11 protein-coding genes are annotated in these 16,995 nt (G+C 40.2%); 1 reads left to right on the top strand and 10 read right to left on the bottom strand.

All coding sequences use genetic code 11. The features are described from left to right. Positions 1-103: 103 nt before the first annotated feature. From GGG_RS0102310 to GGG_RS0102265, 10 genes are all read right to left on the bottom strand, one after another. Entirely contained in the window at positions 104-1,525 is a 1,422-nt protein-coding gene (locus GGG_RS0102310) for an FAD-dependent oxidoreductase (RefSeq protein WP_010111759.1), read from the bottom strand. Positions 1,526-1,597: 72 nt separating this feature from the next. Beyond that, positions 1,598-6,073 (bottom strand): glutamate synthase large subunit, encoded by a 4,476-nt coding sequence (gene gltB / locus GGG_RS0102305; protein WP_171057636.1) that lies wholly within the window; start codon positions 6,071-6,073, stop codon positions 1,598-1,600. A 423-nt stretch (positions 6,074-6,496) separates the two neighbouring features. Continuing rightward, on the bottom strand, positions 6,497-7,363 hold the full coding sequence (locus tag GGG_RS0102300; protein ID WP_010111755.1) for a hypothetical protein: 867 nt from the start codon (positions 7,361-7,363) through the stop codon (positions 6,497-6,499). 16 nt (positions 7,364-7,379) lie between these two features. Next, entirely contained in the window at positions 7,380-8,459 is a 1,080-nt protein-coding gene (gene aroB / locus GGG_RS0102295; RefSeq protein WP_010111754.1) for a 3-dehydroquinate synthase, read from the bottom strand. Positions 8,460-8,495: 36 nt separating this feature from the next. Continuing rightward, positions 8,496-9,038, bottom strand: coding sequence for a shikimate kinase AroK (gene aroK / locus GGG_RS0102290; protein WP_029574407.1), 543 nt, complete (start codon positions 9,036-9,038; stop codon positions 8,496-8,498). 36 nt (positions 9,039-9,074) lie between these two features. Further along, positions 9,075-11,273: a type IV pilus secretin PilQ gene (pilQ, locus tag GGG_RS0102285; RefSeq protein WP_029574406.1), complete on the bottom strand. Its 2,199-nt coding sequence runs from the start codon at positions 11,271-11,273 to the stop codon at positions 9,075-9,077. 20 nt (positions 11,274-11,293) lie between these two features. Beyond that, positions 11,294-11,824, bottom strand: a complete 531-nt coding sequence (locus tag GGG_RS0102280) for a pilus assembly protein PilP (RefSeq protein WP_010111751.1) — start codon at positions 11,822-11,824, stop codon at positions 11,294-11,296. Continuing rightward, on the bottom strand, positions 11,821-12,570 hold the full coding sequence (locus GGG_RS0102275; RefSeq protein ID WP_010111749.1) for a type 4a pilus biogenesis protein PilO: 750 nt from the start codon (positions 12,568-12,570) through the stop codon (positions 11,821-11,823). Before GGG_RS0102275 ends, GGG_RS0102280 begins: the two co-directional genes overlap by 4 nt. Next, on the bottom strand, positions 12,567-13,217 hold the full coding sequence (locus GGG_RS0102270; protein WP_010111748.1) for a PilN domain-containing protein: 651 nt from the start codon (positions 13,215-13,217) through the stop codon (positions 12,567-12,569). The genes GGG_RS0102275 and GGG_RS0102270 overlap by 4 nt, the downstream gene beginning before the upstream one ends. Then, a complete protein-coding gene (locus GGG_RS0102265) occupies positions 13,217-14,275 on the bottom strand; it encodes a pilus assembly protein PilM (RefSeq protein ID WP_029574405.1) in 1,059 nt (352 codons plus the stop codon). Before GGG_RS0102265 ends, GGG_RS0102270 begins: the two co-directional genes overlap by 1 nt. A gap of 164 nt (positions 14,276-14,439) precedes the next feature. On the opposite strand from GGG_RS0102265, the gene ponA reads away from it, so the two are divergent. Beyond that, a complete protein-coding gene (ponA, locus tag GGG_RS0102260) occupies positions 14,440-16,974 on the top strand; it encodes a penicillin-binding protein PBP1a (RefSeq protein WP_010111746.1) in 2,535 nt (844 codons plus the stop codon). The last annotated feature ends 21 nt before the right edge of the window (positions 16,975-16,995 follow it).

The raw sequence follows: 16,995 nt of genomic DNA, 5'->3' as shown, positions 1-16,995 counted from the left end.
CATCATTCACATTTTGTCACTAAAACCTCTTATATCCGATGAAAAACAAAGCCTGCAAATATGCAGGCTTTGAAAATAAGTTTGGAAGATTTAGGTTTTAGAATTAAACACCAAGGTAATCTAAAATACCTTCAGCCGCTTCACGGCCTTCCCAAATTGCAGTCACAACAAGGTCAGAACCACGAACCATGTCACCGCCTGCAAAGATTTTCGGATTAGAAGTTTGGAATTTAAATTCTTGCTGTTCAGCAGCAATCACTCGACCAGAACCATCTAAACCAATATTTGCACCTGCAAACCAATCTGCTGGGCTTGTACGGAAACCGAAGGCAAGTAATACTGCATCTGCAGGTAATACTTCTTCAGAACCTGGAATTGGCTCAGGGCTACGACGACCACGGCTATCTGGATCGCCAAGCTGTGTAGTCACAACTTTAACACCAGTTACTTTGCCATTTTCGCCAATAATTTCAATTGGTTGACGATTAAACTGAAAATCTACACCTTCTTCACGTGCATTTTTCACTTCACGACGTGAACCTGGCATATTTTCTTCATCACGACGATACGCACAAACGACTGATTCAGCACCTTGACGGATTGAAGTACGGTTACAGTCCATAGCAGTGTCACCACCACCTAGTACAATCACCTTTTTACCTTCAACACTAATGTATTCTGATGGGTCTTTTTCCCAACCTTGCGTACGATTGACATTGGCAATCAAGAAATCAAGTGCATCATAAACACCCTCAAAATCTTCACCTGCAAAGCCACCTTTCATGTAAGTATAAGTACCCATACCCATGAACACAGCATCATAATCTGCAAGTAATTGATCAATCGTGATATCTGTACCAATTTCAGTATTTAAGCGGAATTCCACGCCCATGCCAGTGAAAATTTCACGGCGACGCTTCATCACGTCTTTTTCCATTTTAAATTCTGGAATACCGAATGTTAATAAACCACCAATTTCAGGACGTTTATCAAATACAACAGGTTTTACCCCATTACGTACTAAAATATCAGCACAACCTAAGCCCGCAGGGCCTGCACCAATAATAGCAACTTTCTTATTTGTCCACTTTACAGAAGACATATCTGGACGCCAGCCTAAAGCAAAAGCTGTATCGTTAATATATTTCTCTGCATTACCAATGGTCACTGCACCAAAACCATCATTTAAGGTACAAGCACCTTCACATAAACGGTCTTGTGGACAAACACGGCCACAGACTTCTGGCAATGTATTGGTCTGATGACAAAGCTCTGCAGCTTGGAAAATACGACCTTCTGCAATCAACTTTAACCAGTTTGGAATGTAGTTATGTACTGGACATTTCCATTCACAATACGGATTACCACAACCCAAACAACGATGTGTTTGGTTTGCTGCCACTTCAGCCGTAAAAGGCTTATAAATTTCCACAAACTCAGCTTTGCGGACAGTTAGATCTTTTTTCTCTGGATCTTGGCGTGCTACATCCAGAAATTGAAAGTCATTGTTTAGGCGCTCTGCCATGTCTCTCTCCGTGGGTAGGTGCAAACTGTTTATTTATCAGTTGCACCTGCCTATATATCTACAGTAGTGGAATTATTGTGGATCAGCTTGAGTTGTTTTCAACAAAGTCTGTAAATTGGCAGCTTTTGGTTTTACTAGCCAGAATTTACGACCGTAGAAATCAAACTCATTGCGGATCTTATACGCCCAAGCACTACCTGTTTCTTGAATATGTTCATCTAAGATACGACCTAAGAACGCTTTGTGCTCTTCCATCGATTCTGTAGAAATACGGTTTAACTCAATCAGCTCATGGTTATAATGATCTACAAAGTCATTATCCAAATCAAGCACATAGGCAAAACCACCTGTCATACCTGCACCGAAGTTATGACCTACTTTACCCAGTACAGTCACAATACCACCAGTCATGTATTCACAACAGTGATCGCCAGCGCCTTCAATCACGGCAAATGCGCCAGAGTTACGAACAGCAAAACGCTCACCCGCAGTACCCGCAGCAAACAGTTTACCACCTGTTGCACCGTATAAACATGTATTACCAATGATTGCTGTTTCTTGCGTTTGGAATGGCGAACCTTTTGGTGGGAAGATCGATACTCGACCACCTGCCATACCTTTACCTACGTAATCGTTCGCATCACCTTCAAGTTTGATATGTAGACCACCTGCATTCCAAACACCCAGTGATTGACCCGCAGTACCTGTCAAATTCACTTTCACAGGATGCGCTTCCATACTCAAGTTACCATAGCGCTTCGCAATCTCACCTGAAATACGCGCACCGATTGAACGGTCACAGTTACCAACGGTGAAATGATATTCGCCACCTGTCCCTGCTTCAATTGCAGGCAACATTTCGCCAATCATTTTCTCTGCAAGTACACCTTTATCAAATGGAGCATTGCCCTGAACTTGACAATATTGTGCCTTACCTTCAGCAGATGGATGCGATTCAAGCAATGCACTTAAATCAAGGTGAGCATGTTTCTCAGTTTCACCCGGAAGCACTTCTAGCAAATCTGTACGACCAATCAAGTCTTTGAGTGATGCAACACCTAAAGCTGCTAACCATTCACGTGTTTCTTCCGCAATAAAGTGGAAGAAGTTGATGAGCATTTCTGGCTCGCCAATATAATGCTCTTGACGTAAATGATCTTGCTGCGTTGCAACACCTGTCGCACAGTTATTTAAGTGGCAAATACGCAGATATTTACAACCTAAAGCAATCATTGGTGTTGAACCAAAACCGAAGCTTTCTGCACCCAAAATCGCTGCCTTAACAACATCAAGACCCGTTTTTAAACCGCCATCCGTTTGCACACGAACTTTACCACGAAGATCATTCACACGAAGTGCTTGATGCGCTTCTGAAAGACCCAATTCCCACGGTGAACCCGCATGATGAATTGAAGATAATGGAGAAGCCGCTGTACCACCGTCATAACCTGAAATGGTAATGAAATCAGCGTATGCTTTTGCAACACCTGCTGCAATCGTTCCCACACCCGGCTCAGATACTAACTTCACTGAAACCATGGCTTGAGGATTGACTTGCTTCAAGTCAAAGATCAATTGTGATAAATCTTCAATTGAATAAATATCATGGTGCGGTGGCGGAGAAATCAGCGTCACACCTGGTACTGAATAACGTAAACGTGCAATTAAGCCATTCACTTTACCACCTGGTAACTGACCACCTTCACCCGGTTTTGCACCTTGCGCAACTTTAATCTGAAGCACTTCCGCAGATGTTAAATATGCAGGTGTCACGCCGAAACGACCCGAAGCAATCTGTTTGATTTTCGAGTTACGAATCGTACCGTAACGTGCAGGATCTTCACCGCCCTCACCTGAGTTTGAACGACCACCAATGGTGTTCATTGCAATCGCAATTGCTTCGTGCGCTTCTGGTGACAATGCACCCAAAGACATACCCGCAGAGTCAAAACGAGGCAGAATTTGTTCTACAGATTCAACCGCTTCTAATGGAATCGAATTGTCTGTTTTTAACTTGAATAAATCACGAATGGTTGCAATCGGACGATTATTCACCAATTCAGCATATTCTTTAAAGTCAGCATAGTTACCTGAACGTACTGATTTATGTAATGCATTGATTACATCAGGATTGAATGCATGATATTCCTTATCGAAAACGAATTTTAATAATCCGCCTTGCTCGATAGGCTTACGTGCTTTCCAAGCAAGTTCTGCTAATTTTTTCTGATCATTTTCAAGGTCAACAAAAGTTGCACCTTTAATACGGCTTGGTACCCCTGTAAAGCATTTATTAACCACTTCTTCAGACAGACCCACCGCTTCAAACAACTGACCACCACGATAAGAAGCAACGGTAGAAATACCCATTTTCGAAAGTACTTTTAATAAGCCTTTTTCAATCCCTTTACGGAAGTTTGCTTGTGCATGAATTGGGTCACCCAATAACTCACCTTTAGCAATCAAATCATTAATCACGTCATAAGCTAAATATGGGTAAATTGCAGTTGCACCAAAGCCCAAGATCACAGCAAATTGATGCGGATCACGTGCAATCGCAGTTTCTACAATAATATTTGCATCGGTACGCAAACCAACGCTGATCAAGTAATGGTGAATTGCACCAGTCACCATCGCAGTGTTCGCTGGTAAATAACCCTCACGGATTTTTCTATCAGAAAGAACCAACAAAGTTTTGCCATCACGGATTGCTTGCGCAGCTTCTTCGCAAATACGTGTAATCGCAGCTTCTAAACCTTCAGTTTCAGCATAGTTCACATCGATATCAGCAATTTCGTAACCTTTGCGACCGATGGTACGAATTTGGTGCATTTTCGAATTTGAAAGCACAGGACTTGAAATAATCAAGCGGTCAGCGTGTTCTGGGCTTTGCTCAAATACATTCTGCTCACGACCTAAACACGTTTCCAATGACATCACAATTGATTCACGTAATGGATCGATAGGTGGGTTGGTCACCTGAGCAAACTGTTGGCGGAAGTAATCCGTCAAATGACGTACTTGACGTGACAATACTGCCATTGGCGTATCATCACCCATTGAACCTACAGCTTCTTGACCACTTTCAGCGATAGGACGCAATAATTGATCGCGCTCTTCAAATGTCACCATAAACATTTTTTGAGCAGCTTTTAGGTCATCACCTTTTAAGCCTTGATCGCACAAATATTCTTCAAGCTCAGGACTACCTTGCAAATGAACTGAATGCTCACGTAACCATTCACGATAAGGACGCATTTTTTTCAAATGGTTGCTGACATCTTTAGTATCAAGCATTTTACCAGTGAATGTATCAACCACAAGGATTTGACCAGGACCTACGCGACCTTTAGACACAACATCTTCAGGCTCATAACCCCATACACCAATTTCTGATGCAAGCGTGATATAACCATTTTTAGTAATAACCCAACGTGCTGGACGTAAACCATTACGATCCAACATACAAATCGCATGACGACCATCTTGGATTACTAGGCCCGCAGGACCATCCCAAGCTTCCATATGCTTAGAGTTAAACTCATAGAATGCACGTAAATCTGCATCTAAAGTTTCTACGTTCTGCCAAGCTGGTGGAACGAGCATACGTAATGCACGGAACAAGTCCATGCCACCACCCACAAGGATTTCAAGCATATTATCCATACTTGATGAATCTGAGCCTGTACGATTTACGATCGGGTTAAGCTCAGTTAAACCTGGTAATAGTGGGTTTTCGAATTTAGGTGTACGCGCAGCAGCCCAATTACGGTTTGCTGTAATCGTGTTGATTTCACCATTGTGCGCTAAATAACGGAATGGTTGCGCCAATGGCCAACGAGGCAATGTATTGGTTGAGAAACGTTGATGGAACACAACAATATGTGAATCCAAACGCTCATCTGCAAGGTCTGTGTAGAATTCTGCAATATATGCAGGCATCATCAAACCTTTATAACTAATCACGGTAGAACACAGTGTAGTTACGTAGAAATATGGATCATTGGTGATTTGCTGTTCTGCACGACGACGTGCCAAAAACAATTTACGGTTAAATTCTGCTTCTGTCACACCCATTGGGCAATTGACAAAAATTTGCTCAAATGCAGGTAAAGACTGCATTGCAATCGAACCCAATGCATCATTATTGGTTGGAACAACACGCCAACCAATAACACGACAACCTTCTTCTTCTATTTCTTTGGTTAAAATCTGTTTTGCATGTACGGCTAATGCTGGATCTAAATTTAAGAATACAGTACCGACAGCGAATATTTCACTCAGTGTAATATCACTAATTTTTTTTGCTTCTTCACGGAAGAATGCTTTCGGCATAGCCAATAACAATCCGCAACCATCACCGGTCTTACCATCTGCAGCAATACCACCACGGTGCGTCATACAACTTAGGCTATGAATTGCGGTCTTGACCAAGTCGTGACTTGCATCACCTTGCATATGGGCGATTAAGCCGAAACCACAGTTATCTTTAAACTCATCCGGTTGGTATAAACCTTGAGCGGGAGCTACAGTGTTAGGCGATGGCATGTGCATAGCGTACCCTTCTTTCTACATAGGCCCATCAGGGCGAAAAACATTCAAACCTTAAATTACAACTTTTCAGGCATTCACGTAGGCTCAGTAAAACACTGAGTTGCGATCAAACGCCAGTCTCTTTTCACTTTAATTGAAAAATTGTTTTACAACTTTCGCACTGAATTAAAGCACTTAAATAGACGAATATCGCACACCAATTGAATCATTTCGCGCCAAAATAGGGACAATTAACTCAATTAGCGCAACAATAAAGCAAAAAATATGCCAATTACTATTCTTGGTCACCAAACTACTCAAATATATTAAAATAAAAGCCTTGCTAAAAAATTACAAAGATAATGAGTTATTTTTTAAGCACCAGTATTGTGCAAAAATAGACTCAATAATCAATTTAGCTCCATATTGGTGCTAAAATCAATTAAATGGATCACTGATTTCATGCTCTGTTGGCTTTTTCTCAGGTAAATTTGCTACTGGCTCTTTAGGCTTGTTCTGAGGCTGTGCAGTCGTCGATTGTGATTTCTGTACATCGATTACATTGCCAGACTCATCACGACGAGTAATTGTCGTTTGTGTTGTGTTCACAGCATTTGAACCTGTAATTGCAGCAAGTGCCGACTTTGCCTGTGCCAATAAAGATTCATCAATCACTGGAAGTGGTGCAGATTTTAATTTTACTTCATACAGCTTATTGGTTCCCACCATTTCATCTGAACCTAGATCATTCACCAATGCTGCATATTTTTCAAATTGAATCGCTTGTGGGTGTATTGTGTTCGGCAGTTTAAAATTCAATTGGTCTAACTGTGCTTTTGCTTGATTATCATTGTTAAATACACCATAAACGAGAACATATTGCTCAGTTTGATTTTCACCACTTAAACGGAAATAGATAAAGTTTTTACGATCCGCCTGTTTTTCTAAAAAACTACGAATAATATCTTCATCAGTGGATTTAAACAGCTCAACAGTCCAAGCCTTTTTATTTTCTTGAAGAAATTTAGTTCCACGAAATTCAGTTGCATGGTTCCCAGCAGTAACAACTCGAGTGGTCATTTCCAAAGGACGTACTTCGTCCATCAAACTACCCAAATGTGCAGAAGCTGCTACTTTTTCTGGCTGAATCTGGACTTGAGTTTCTCCAATTGGATTCGCCACTGTAACCAATTCTTTGGTATCTGTAATTGCCCAAAAAATTAATGCTGCAAGCAGGCACAGCAGTCCGCCAATTAACCAAATATATTGTCGAATATTTTGCCAATTTGTACGAACTGCTACCATTTAAAACTCACCTTTACTATATTTGATTCGCTAAAATCGCTTGTTTCATCAACTCAACGTCAAAATCTTTTGTGATGATTGCTTGACCAAGTTGCTTGATCAATACCAAACGAAGTTGTCCGTTTAATACCTTTTTATCATGCGACATATAAGCTAAAAATTCATCGAGTGGAATTTTAGGACATGCTACAGGCAATTGGGCACGTTGTATGATTTTTTTTGTACGCTCTACATCACTTTGCGAAATCCAGCCCATTCGACAAGATAAATCCGCAGCCATGACCATACCTGTTGCCACAGCCTCACCATGTAACCAAACCCCGTACCCTAAATATGATTCGATTGCATGACCAAAGGTATGACCTAGGTTAAGTAAAGCACGTTCGCCTTGCTCTTTTTCATCATTCGCAACAATACGTGCCTTATGTGCACAAGAGCGATAGACTGCCTCAGCAAGCAAATCTGGATTTCGAGCAACCAATCCTTCCATATTGGCTTCCAACCAAACTAGAAATGCTTCATCACCGAGCAATGCATATTTAATCACTTCAGCCAAACCAGCGGATAATTCACGCTCAGGTAAAGTGTTCAATTGCGCCATATCAGCTAAAACAACTTGCGGTTGCTGAAAAGCCCCAATCATGTTTTTACCCAACGGATGATTAATCCCCGTTTTCCCCCCCACACTTGAATCGACTTGGGACAGCAAAGTTGTTGGCACTTGTATAAAATATACACCACGTTGGAAACATGCAGATGCAAAACCTGCCATATCACCAATCACACCACCACCTAAAGCCAATACCGTACAATCACGATTAAAACCCGCTTCAAGCAAAGCATCAAAGATAAGGTTTAAATGTTCAATATTTTTATACTTTTCACCGTCTGGCAACACACACACTGCAACTTGTTTACCGAGTTTTTCAATAGTGCCCACATAATGCGACAAATATAAAGGCTGTACTGTCGTATTAGTGACAATCATCACTTGGCGTCCATGAATATAAGGCTCAAGTAATTGCTGTGGATTCAAATGACTACCAATAAAAATTGGATAGCGACGATCACCCAGTTCTACATGTAAAGTTTGCATGGTTCTGCCAAATAGTGATTAACGATAATTTATGAATTAAACGATCTCTTTTGAAACAATGAGCTGCAATATTTTTAATGCTAAATCTCGTGCAGCACCTTGATTGGTTTCAATAATATAATGCGCTACATCTCGGTAAAGCGGATCACGAATTTTCAGCAAATCTTTTAACTTTTGCTCAGGATGCTCAACTTGCAATAAAGGGCGATTTTTATCTCGATGTGTGCGTAACAATTGAATTTCTACAGGTGTGTATAAATAAATCACTATCCCTCGATGCTTGAGATATTCACGATTCATCACTTGCGTAACAGCGCCACCACCAGTAGCAACAACTAAATTTTTCTTAGAGGTTAAATCATCAATAACGATCGTTTCTCTTGTACGGAAACCTTGTTCGCCTTCTTTTTCAAAAATCCAAGGGATTGATGCCCCTGTTTTTCGTTCTATTTCATGATCACTGTCTAAAAATTCACGACCTAACAGTTCTGCCAAATGCCGACCGACTGTTGTTTTTCCTGCTCCCATGGGCCCTACCAAATAAATATTTGGTAGGGTTTCAAACTCTTTGCTTGGCAAGGAGTCACCTATCGAATTGCTTTCATTGAAAGTATATTAATGATTTCTAGTGCGACTGTCATTAACAATTCTAGGTGTCACAAAGATTAGCAATTCTTTTTTATTATCAGATTTAATATCTTTTCTAAATAACCGCCCTAGGTATGGAATATCCCCCAAAAATGGTACTTTTGTTTGATCATTCTTAGTTTCTTGTTCAAATATTCCACCAAGAACAACTGTTTCTCCATTATCAACTAAAACATTAGTTGTAATTTCATTCTTATTAATCGCAATGTTTCCATCAGGAGTGATTTGACCAGGAGAATCACTTGTAATAAGAAGTTGCATTTGCACCTTTCCATCAGGTGTAATACTTGGGGTTACATCCAAACTCAATAAAGCATCTTTAAACTCTGTAGTTGCTCTACCATCATTATCCGTTGATCGATATGGAATTTGTTGACCTGAAGCGACTTTAGCCTTTTGTTTATCAGCAGTCATGACTTTTGGTGTCGAAATCACTTCACCATAACCATCCGCCTGTAACGCAGATAATTCTAAGTCCAACATAAAATCTGACATACTAATCAAACCAAATGCGATTTTACCGGCCGCATTTTCTACACCTAAATCTACATTTAAGTTATCAGGTCGTGTAATCGTATATTTACCATTAGTATCTGGTGTTTTTAAATCCCATAGTGTTCGATCACTCCCACCAACCAATAGATCATTATTTTGATTAATACCTTTAGATAAGATCCCCCATTTTACCCCCATTTCTTTGGTAAAATCAGTACTTGCACGAACTATACGCGCTTCAACCATCACTTGTTTCACAGAAACATCTAATAAATCAACCATTTTCCGAATTTGATCAATTTTTTGCGCAGTATCTGTAACAATTAAAGTATTAGTTCTAGCATCAACTGTTACTGTGCCTCGAGGGCTAAGTAAACTACCAACATTATTTCCATAAGGATCTAAACTACTTAAATCTTGATTATTTGAGCCTGTATTACTTGATCCATTGTTGTTACTGTTTTTAGAGTTTTTCCCTTCAGTAATCAATTTCTCAATATCTGTCGCTTTAGCGTAATTCAGTTGGATATACTCTGTTTGAATAGGGGCTAATTTTACACTTTGCGCTAAGGCTTTTGCCTCATCTTCCTCAGCTTTGATCAATTCCGTTACTGGCGCAATCCAAATCACATTACCATTACGACGTTTATCAAGGTTTTTAGTTTTTAAAACTATATCTAGCGCCTGATCCCACGGTACATCTTTTAAGCGCAAAGTAATATTACCTTGAACACTGTCAGAAGCCACCATATTGATCCCAGTGAAATCTGCAAGCAATTGCAATACACGGCGCACTTCAATATCTTGGAAATCTAAAGATATCTTTTTACCGGTATATGATTGGGCCGCACTCGGTCTAGCTAACTTATTTTCAGCAGGTCGTTTTAAGCTTACCGTCAGTTTATTTTCAGCCTGATAAGCCATATATTCATAGCTACCCGAAGACTGAATCGTAATCACACCATTTGAGCCATCATTATAGACATCAACTGATGAAACTGGCGTTGCAAAATCATTGACATTTAAACGTCGAATTAAATGCGCAGGAATTTTATTCCCCAATGTACGAATAACAACTTTACTGCCTTGTTGTTGCACATCAATAGGCGTATTTGCTCCCGATAAATTTACAACAACTTGGCCTTCACCAACATTACCACGTTGGAAACCAATATCAGCAATTCCCTGTTGAGCTTGTTTTGCGCTAACAGGTGTTGAATAAGTAGGTAAAGTCGCTGCTTGGGTTACATTATTCATTTTTAGAATGAATGTATTGCCTTCAACACGTGTAGTAAAAGGACCACTGTTTTTTAAATTTACAGTTAAACGGGAACGCTGATCATCTGCACTTACTTCAACAGACGAAGCTTCTTCGCTTGCCACTGGAATGGTTGACTGAGATAAACTTTGTTTTGCATTATCAAAATCCAAAATTAATCGTGATGGATTATCCAATTGATATGCTTGTGGTTGTGGAGGCAAACCATTAAACATGACACGTATCTCGGTCCCCTGCCCGGGTATTTTCATTGGCACGATATTGGTCATCGTTGTTTGTGCTGTTGCAACTTGCATTACAGCGATCGATACAGCCGCCATTGTGAATTGACGAAGGTGACTATTCATGAACTGACCATCCCCACTAAACATACTTTTCAAACTATTTTTCATTTTTATTCCTTAATTCAGTTTTAATCCACTGGACCTATTAGAACCAAACTACGTGGTCGCTCAATATAACCGTCCCGACCATCGGGTATTATTTCTAATAAATCAATACGAGTAGGTGTAATCTCGATGATTCGTCCCTGATTCATCCCCATGTAATTACCACGTTGTACGCGTTCGATTTCACCATCAGGTGTTTGGATTAACCCAACAATCTGCCCCGTATTCCCTTTCATACTCCCTTTCAGTGTCAAAGACTCTAAAGGATAGCTTTCAAGCGGTTGGGCTTGTCGAGAAAAGTTAGGATAAACACGCTTACCTGACATAATTTTCAATTCATTTGCCAATGAACTTGGTAAAAAAGGGCTGCGTAACTGCTGCGCTGAATAGTTAAAACTCGGAACAGGCGTAAACACAGGTGCAGGCTCAATTGGTAATGGCTGTTCATTTCTAATATTTGCCATTTGCTGATTGACCGCATCGATTCGCGAATCACAACCGACCAGTAGAGTTACCAATGAGATTCCACAAATTATTTTATAGGTTTTTTTCATTGCGGCTTCCCTCCTTGCGGTGGTGTCGTCGTTGTAGCAGCAGCTTGATTTGTTTGAGCGCCTGTTTGATTCGCATCGGTACCTATATAACGATAAGTTTTTGCTTTAATCGTATAATCAATTACAGGTACATCAGACTTTTTATCACTGCTTGGCGTGCCAGTGACAGTAAAATCATGGAGTGTCACAATACGTGGCAACACAGCAATACTGCTCACAAAACTACCAAATGAATGATAATCCCCTGTTGCATCAATCGAAATTGGCTGTTCAATAAAGAACTCTTGCTTCACTTCTGGTTCTAATTTGATGTTTTTAAATTTCAAACCAGAACTTACCCCAGTCACGTTGATATCTTCAACTAAACTTGGAATTTCAGTTTCTTTCGGAAGTTGCTCTAACTGTTGAGTAAAGTTCATTTCCATTTGCTGTAATTGCGCTTGATATTGCTGCAAATTTCTAAGCTTAGAATCCTTCTCTTTAAATTCATTCAACAAGTTTTGTTCAACTGCGCGGGCTTGATCGATCGCATCTAATTTAGGCTTGATCGCCAAGAAATAGCCGATTGCACAAACAACAAAGAATAAAAATAACCAACAAGTGATCTTGACGGATAAAGGCCAACTCCCATAGTTATTCATATCTAAGGTATTAAACTGTTGAAAAAACTTCTCAACGGTCATGTTATTTTTCTTTGGCGCATCTTTTACGGATGAATCTATTTTATCTAAGTCTTCACGATTCATTTCGCACCCCCAGCAGCTGGAACTTGCCCAGTTTTATTCGCAGTATTTTCATCTGGTGTAGTAGATACTGCAATTTCACCTAAATCTACCGTAACCACAAAGCTTCCATACGACTCTTCAACGCGTGGAATGACAGATGTTGGTGTTTTATTTTTGTTTTCTTCAGCAGCCAAGAAAGAGTTCATAAATGCATTGCGATACCATTCAGAAGCTTCTAATCCACGAAGAAGCTCAGCAACCGTATTTGGGCTTTCTGCTTTACCTTCAATGGTAAACTTATCTCCTACTCGGCTGAATTTGGTTAGATACATTTGCGCAGGTGTCACGCGTACCAATTCATCCACTAAACGTACTGTTACAGGACGTTGGCCTTGCAAGCCTTGAATCAATTTCATGCGTTCAATAATTGCATTACGACGTTCTTGCAAACCATCTAAAGTTTTTAATTGCGCATCTAGGTTTTGATTGGTACTGGTAATCAATTGATTGGCTTGTTCTTGATCTTCGAGTTGATGATCAAAATAGAACCACGTCAGCAATACACTCAATAACCCGATGATTGCGACCCCGATACAAATTGCAATAAATTGTTTCTTTCGCTGTTCTCTTAGCTCATCACGCCAAGGGAGTAGGTTAATCTTTGCCATTAATCAAAACTCCTCAAAGCCAAACCACACGCAACCATCAATGATGGTGCATCATTCTCTATTTTGTTTAAATCAATTTGTGGAGAGAACCCCATTTGCAAAAATGGATTTGCAATAGTGACGCGGTAGCCTAGTTTTTGTTGTAATAATTTTGCCAATCCAGGGATGTTGGCATTTCCTCCAGCCAACAAAATATGATCGATTTCATTAAACTGAGATGATGAAAAGAAGAATTGCAATGAACGTGCAGCCTGTTGAACAACGGCATCAAGAAATGGCATTAACACTTCTGTTTCAAAATCATCAGGTAAAGTTCGATCTTTCTTTGCACGACCTGCTTCTTCATAAGACAAGCCATAACGATTTTGCACATCTTGAGTTAGCTGCTTTCCGCCAAAGACTTGTTCACGTGTATAAATAATCTTGCCATTTTGCATAACAGAAAGTGTCGTCATGGTGTGACCGATATCTAAAACGCCCACCATATTTGCACCGATCGGCAATGTATCTGAGAACACATCAAAAGCCCGCTCAATTGCATAACTTTCTACATCAGCAATTTTAGGTGATAGACCTGCAATTTCTAAGACTTCAATACGAGAATCGATATTTTCTGTACGTGTTGCAACCAATAAAACATTAACACGGTTTGAAACAGCTAATTTATCTTGCAGAACCTCAAAATCTAGACTCACTTCATCCAACGGAAATGGAATGTATTGCTCTGCATCCATTCGAATCTGAACTTCCCGTTCTTCATCAGACATATCAGCATCCATTTCTATGACTTTATGAATCACCATAGATGTTGGAACTGCAACAGCTACATTTTGCGATTGAGGATTGGCAAGGTTCACCGCTCTTTCCAACGCATCAGCAACTGCTTCTGGATTAAGAATGTTTTTTTCAACAACACTCCCATCAAGCAAGGGGCTTAATCCATAGCTTTCAACCCAGTAACGACCGTTCTTAACAGAGAGTTCTAATATTTTTACAGAAGTAGAACTAATATCTACTCCTATTAACCCCTTATTTGGCTTACGATATAGTCTAAGCACGATACATTTCCTATTATTTTTTTATCCCCAATACATAACACAAACCGACTGCAATTGGTCTTAATTTTTTACAGATACAATATCCCATCTAACAATCTATCAAATGAAAAGCTATACTGACCAGCAATTAGTTTGCCATTAGCTATTATTAAAACTTACTTGTTATGAAAAAGCTATCTTGTTCAGGTCATATTCATCCCTTTTTTTTGCTGATTATTATTATTTTAGTCGCAATTCCGATGGGCTTTTATGGTATGTATCTATATATTGCCCCGTCACTGCCAGAAATGAGCTCTTTAAAAAAGGCGCCATTGCTTAAACCTATGCAAGTTTATTCAGCTGATAATCAGCTGATTGCGGAATATGGAGGCAAACTTTCTGTTCCTGTTGAATATAATCAGATCCCTCCGCATTTCATTCATGCATTTTTAGCAGCAGAAGATTCGTCCTTTTTTGAACATAGCGGCATTAGCTTTAAAGGCCTGGGACGAGCTGTGAGTGAAAGCATTACAGGATCAAATGTCCAAACTGGTGGTTCGACCATCACCATGCAGGTCGCTAAAAACTATTACTTATCACCTGAACGAACCCTAAAGCGCAAACTTACTGAAGTCTTCTTGGCACGTAAAATAGAACAAAATTTATCTAAAGAAGAAATTTTATCTTTGTATGTGAATAAAATCTTTCTAGGTAAAAATGCTTATGGTATCGCTGCGGCAGCAAAAATTTACTATAACAAGAATTTAGACCAGCTCAGTGTTGCTCAAATGGCAATGATTGCAGGTTTACCAAAAGCGCCATCAAAATATAATCCTGTAGTGAATCCTGAACGTGCTTTAGAGCGTCGTAATTGGATTTTAGGGCGAATGTTGCAACTGGGTTATCTCAACCAAGCTGAATATGAAAAAGCCGTTGCTGAACCTGTGAATCTCAGTATGCCTGATCGAGGTTTAAGCAACAGATTCCCTTATGTGGGTGAAATGGTTCGCTCTGAACTTGTCGATAAATTTGGCGACCTTGCTATTGATTCAGGTTATAAAGTTTATACAACCATCGACAGTAAACGTCAGGAATATGCTGAGGAAGCTGTCCAAAAAGGCTTAGAGGATTATGATCGACGCCACGGCTGGCGTGGTGCAGAAGCTCATGATAAACCTTTAAAAGATTTCATCCCTTATGCAAACACTTACCCTGCTGAAGTTATAAAAGTAGGCAACAATAGCTTTGACGCAAAGTTACAGGATGGCTCTACAGTCACTGTACCTTGGTCAGGCATGTCATGGGCTAGAAAATATATCAATGCCAATGCTGTAGGCGGAGCACCTAGTCGAGCATCTCAAATTGTTACAGTAAAGGATATTATCCGTCTAAGACCGAATGACAATAAAACAGCTTGGTCATTGGTTCAAACACCTCGAGTTCAAGGACAGCTTATTGCAATCAACCCAAATGATGGCTCAATTGAAGCTGTTGTTGGTGGTTATAATTTTTATCAATCTAAATTTAACCGTGCAATTCAAGGCTGGCGTCAACCAGGTTCGACCATTAAACCTTTCATATATGCCTTGGCACTTGAACGTGGCATGACACCGTATTCGATGGTGAATGATAGTCCGATTACGATTGGTCGTTGGTCACCTAAAAACTCGGATGGGCGTTATCTAGGGATGATTCCTTTACGACGTGCCCTGTATTTATCTCGTAATACCGTTTCTGTTCGATTATTGCAAAGCGTAGGTGTTGAACGTGCTCGACAATTATTGATGGACTTTGGACTGCAAGAAGATCAAATTCCTCGTAACTTCACCATTGCCCTAGGTACACCACAAGTCTTACCTGTGCAAATGGCTACAGGTTATGCAACGATTGCAAATGGTGGTTACCGTGTTCAACCACATTTTATCAGTCGTATTGAAGATGCCTATGGCAAAGTGATTTACGAAGCTAATCCAGATTATGCATGCATTCCTTGTATTAATGCCAAAGACACTGATGTCGATCCTGAAGTTATTACTCCAGATGATGAAGTGATTGAAGGCGCAACCCAAGACGTTCCCGAACCAAATACTACACTCACCAAAGAAGAGCAAAGTAAATATCGTCAAGCTCAACGTATTCTCAAATCACAATCTGCATTTGATATGGCAAATATTTTACGTGATGTGATTGTACATGGTACTGGTCGTGCGGCTCTTAAAATCGGTCGTGATGATATTGGTGGTAAAACAGGAACCACCAATGATGCAAAAGATGCTTGGTTTGCAGGATTCAACGGCAAGTTAGTTGCCATCGCTTGGGTCGGTTTTGACCAACCAACGACATTAGGTCGTCGAGAATACGGTGGTATCGCAGCTCTACCTGTTTGGACGAGCTTCATGGGTAAAGCTTTAGATGGTACACCATCAGCGTGGGTGCATTTTGATAAAAATGCCAAAGCCCCTATTTCTCGCGAGCAACGTGGATTAGCTGCCTCTGAGCAAAGTACTGAGGAGTATCGCACTTCCCCGCCTTTAGCACGTCCACTGTATAGACCTACACCAGTAGCACCAACTCGTAACCCATCGAGTGATTTTGATGACTTACCTGATGACACAGAGCAACCGCTTAAACCAAGCAATACTGCGCCACCAGCAATGGATCAAAAACCACCAAAACGTGAAAGTGATGCATTAGAAAATTTAATCAACGAAGTTCAGTAATTAGTTCTCATAAAAAAACGC

This window comes from Acinetobacter sp. P8-3-8 (genome assembly GCF_000214135.1).
GTDB lineage: Bacteria > Pseudomonadota > Gammaproteobacteria > Pseudomonadales > Moraxellaceae > Acinetobacter.
The sequence above is the reverse complement of the archived record's forward strand: the minus strand, read 5'-3'. Positions and strand labels throughout refer to the sequence as shown.

What these genes read in the sequence shown, in the direction of transcription:
- GGG_RS0102310 (WP_010111759.1), bottom strand. Translation starts at nt 1,525, where the DNA reads ATGGCAGAGCGCCTAAACAATGACTTTCAATTTCTGGATGTAGCACGC.
- gltB (WP_171057636.1), bottom strand. Translation starts at nt 6,073, where the DNA reads ATGCCATCGCCTAACACTGTAGCTCCCGCTCAAGGTTTATACCAACCG.
- GGG_RS0102280 (WP_010111751.1), bottom strand. Translation starts at nt 11,824, where the DNA reads ATGAAAAAAACCTATAAAATAATTTGTGGAATCTCATTGGTAACTCTA.
- GGG_RS0102300 (WP_010111755.1), bottom strand. Translation starts at nt 7,363, where the DNA reads ATGGTAGCAGTTCGTACAAATTGGCAAAATATTCGACAATATATTTGG.
- GGG_RS0102275 (WP_010111749.1), bottom strand. Translation starts at nt 12,570, where the DNA reads ATGAATCGTGAAGACTTAGATAAAATAGATTCATCCGTAAAAGATGCG.
- pilQ (WP_029574406.1), bottom strand. Translation starts at nt 11,273, where the DNA reads ATGAAAAATAGTTTGAAAAGTATGTTTAGTGGGGATGGTCAGTTCATG.
- aroB (WP_010111754.1), bottom strand. Translation starts at nt 8,459, where the DNA reads ATGCAAACTTTACATGTAGAACTGGGTGATCGTCGCTATCCAATTTTT.
- ponA (WP_010111746.1), top strand. Translation starts at nt 14,440, where the DNA reads ATGAAAAAGCTATCTTGTTCAGGTCATATTCATCCCTTTTTTTTGCTG.
- GGG_RS0102270 (WP_010111748.1), bottom strand. Translation starts at nt 13,217, where the DNA reads ATGGCAAAGATTAACCTACTCCCTTGGCGTGATGAGCTAAGAGAACAG.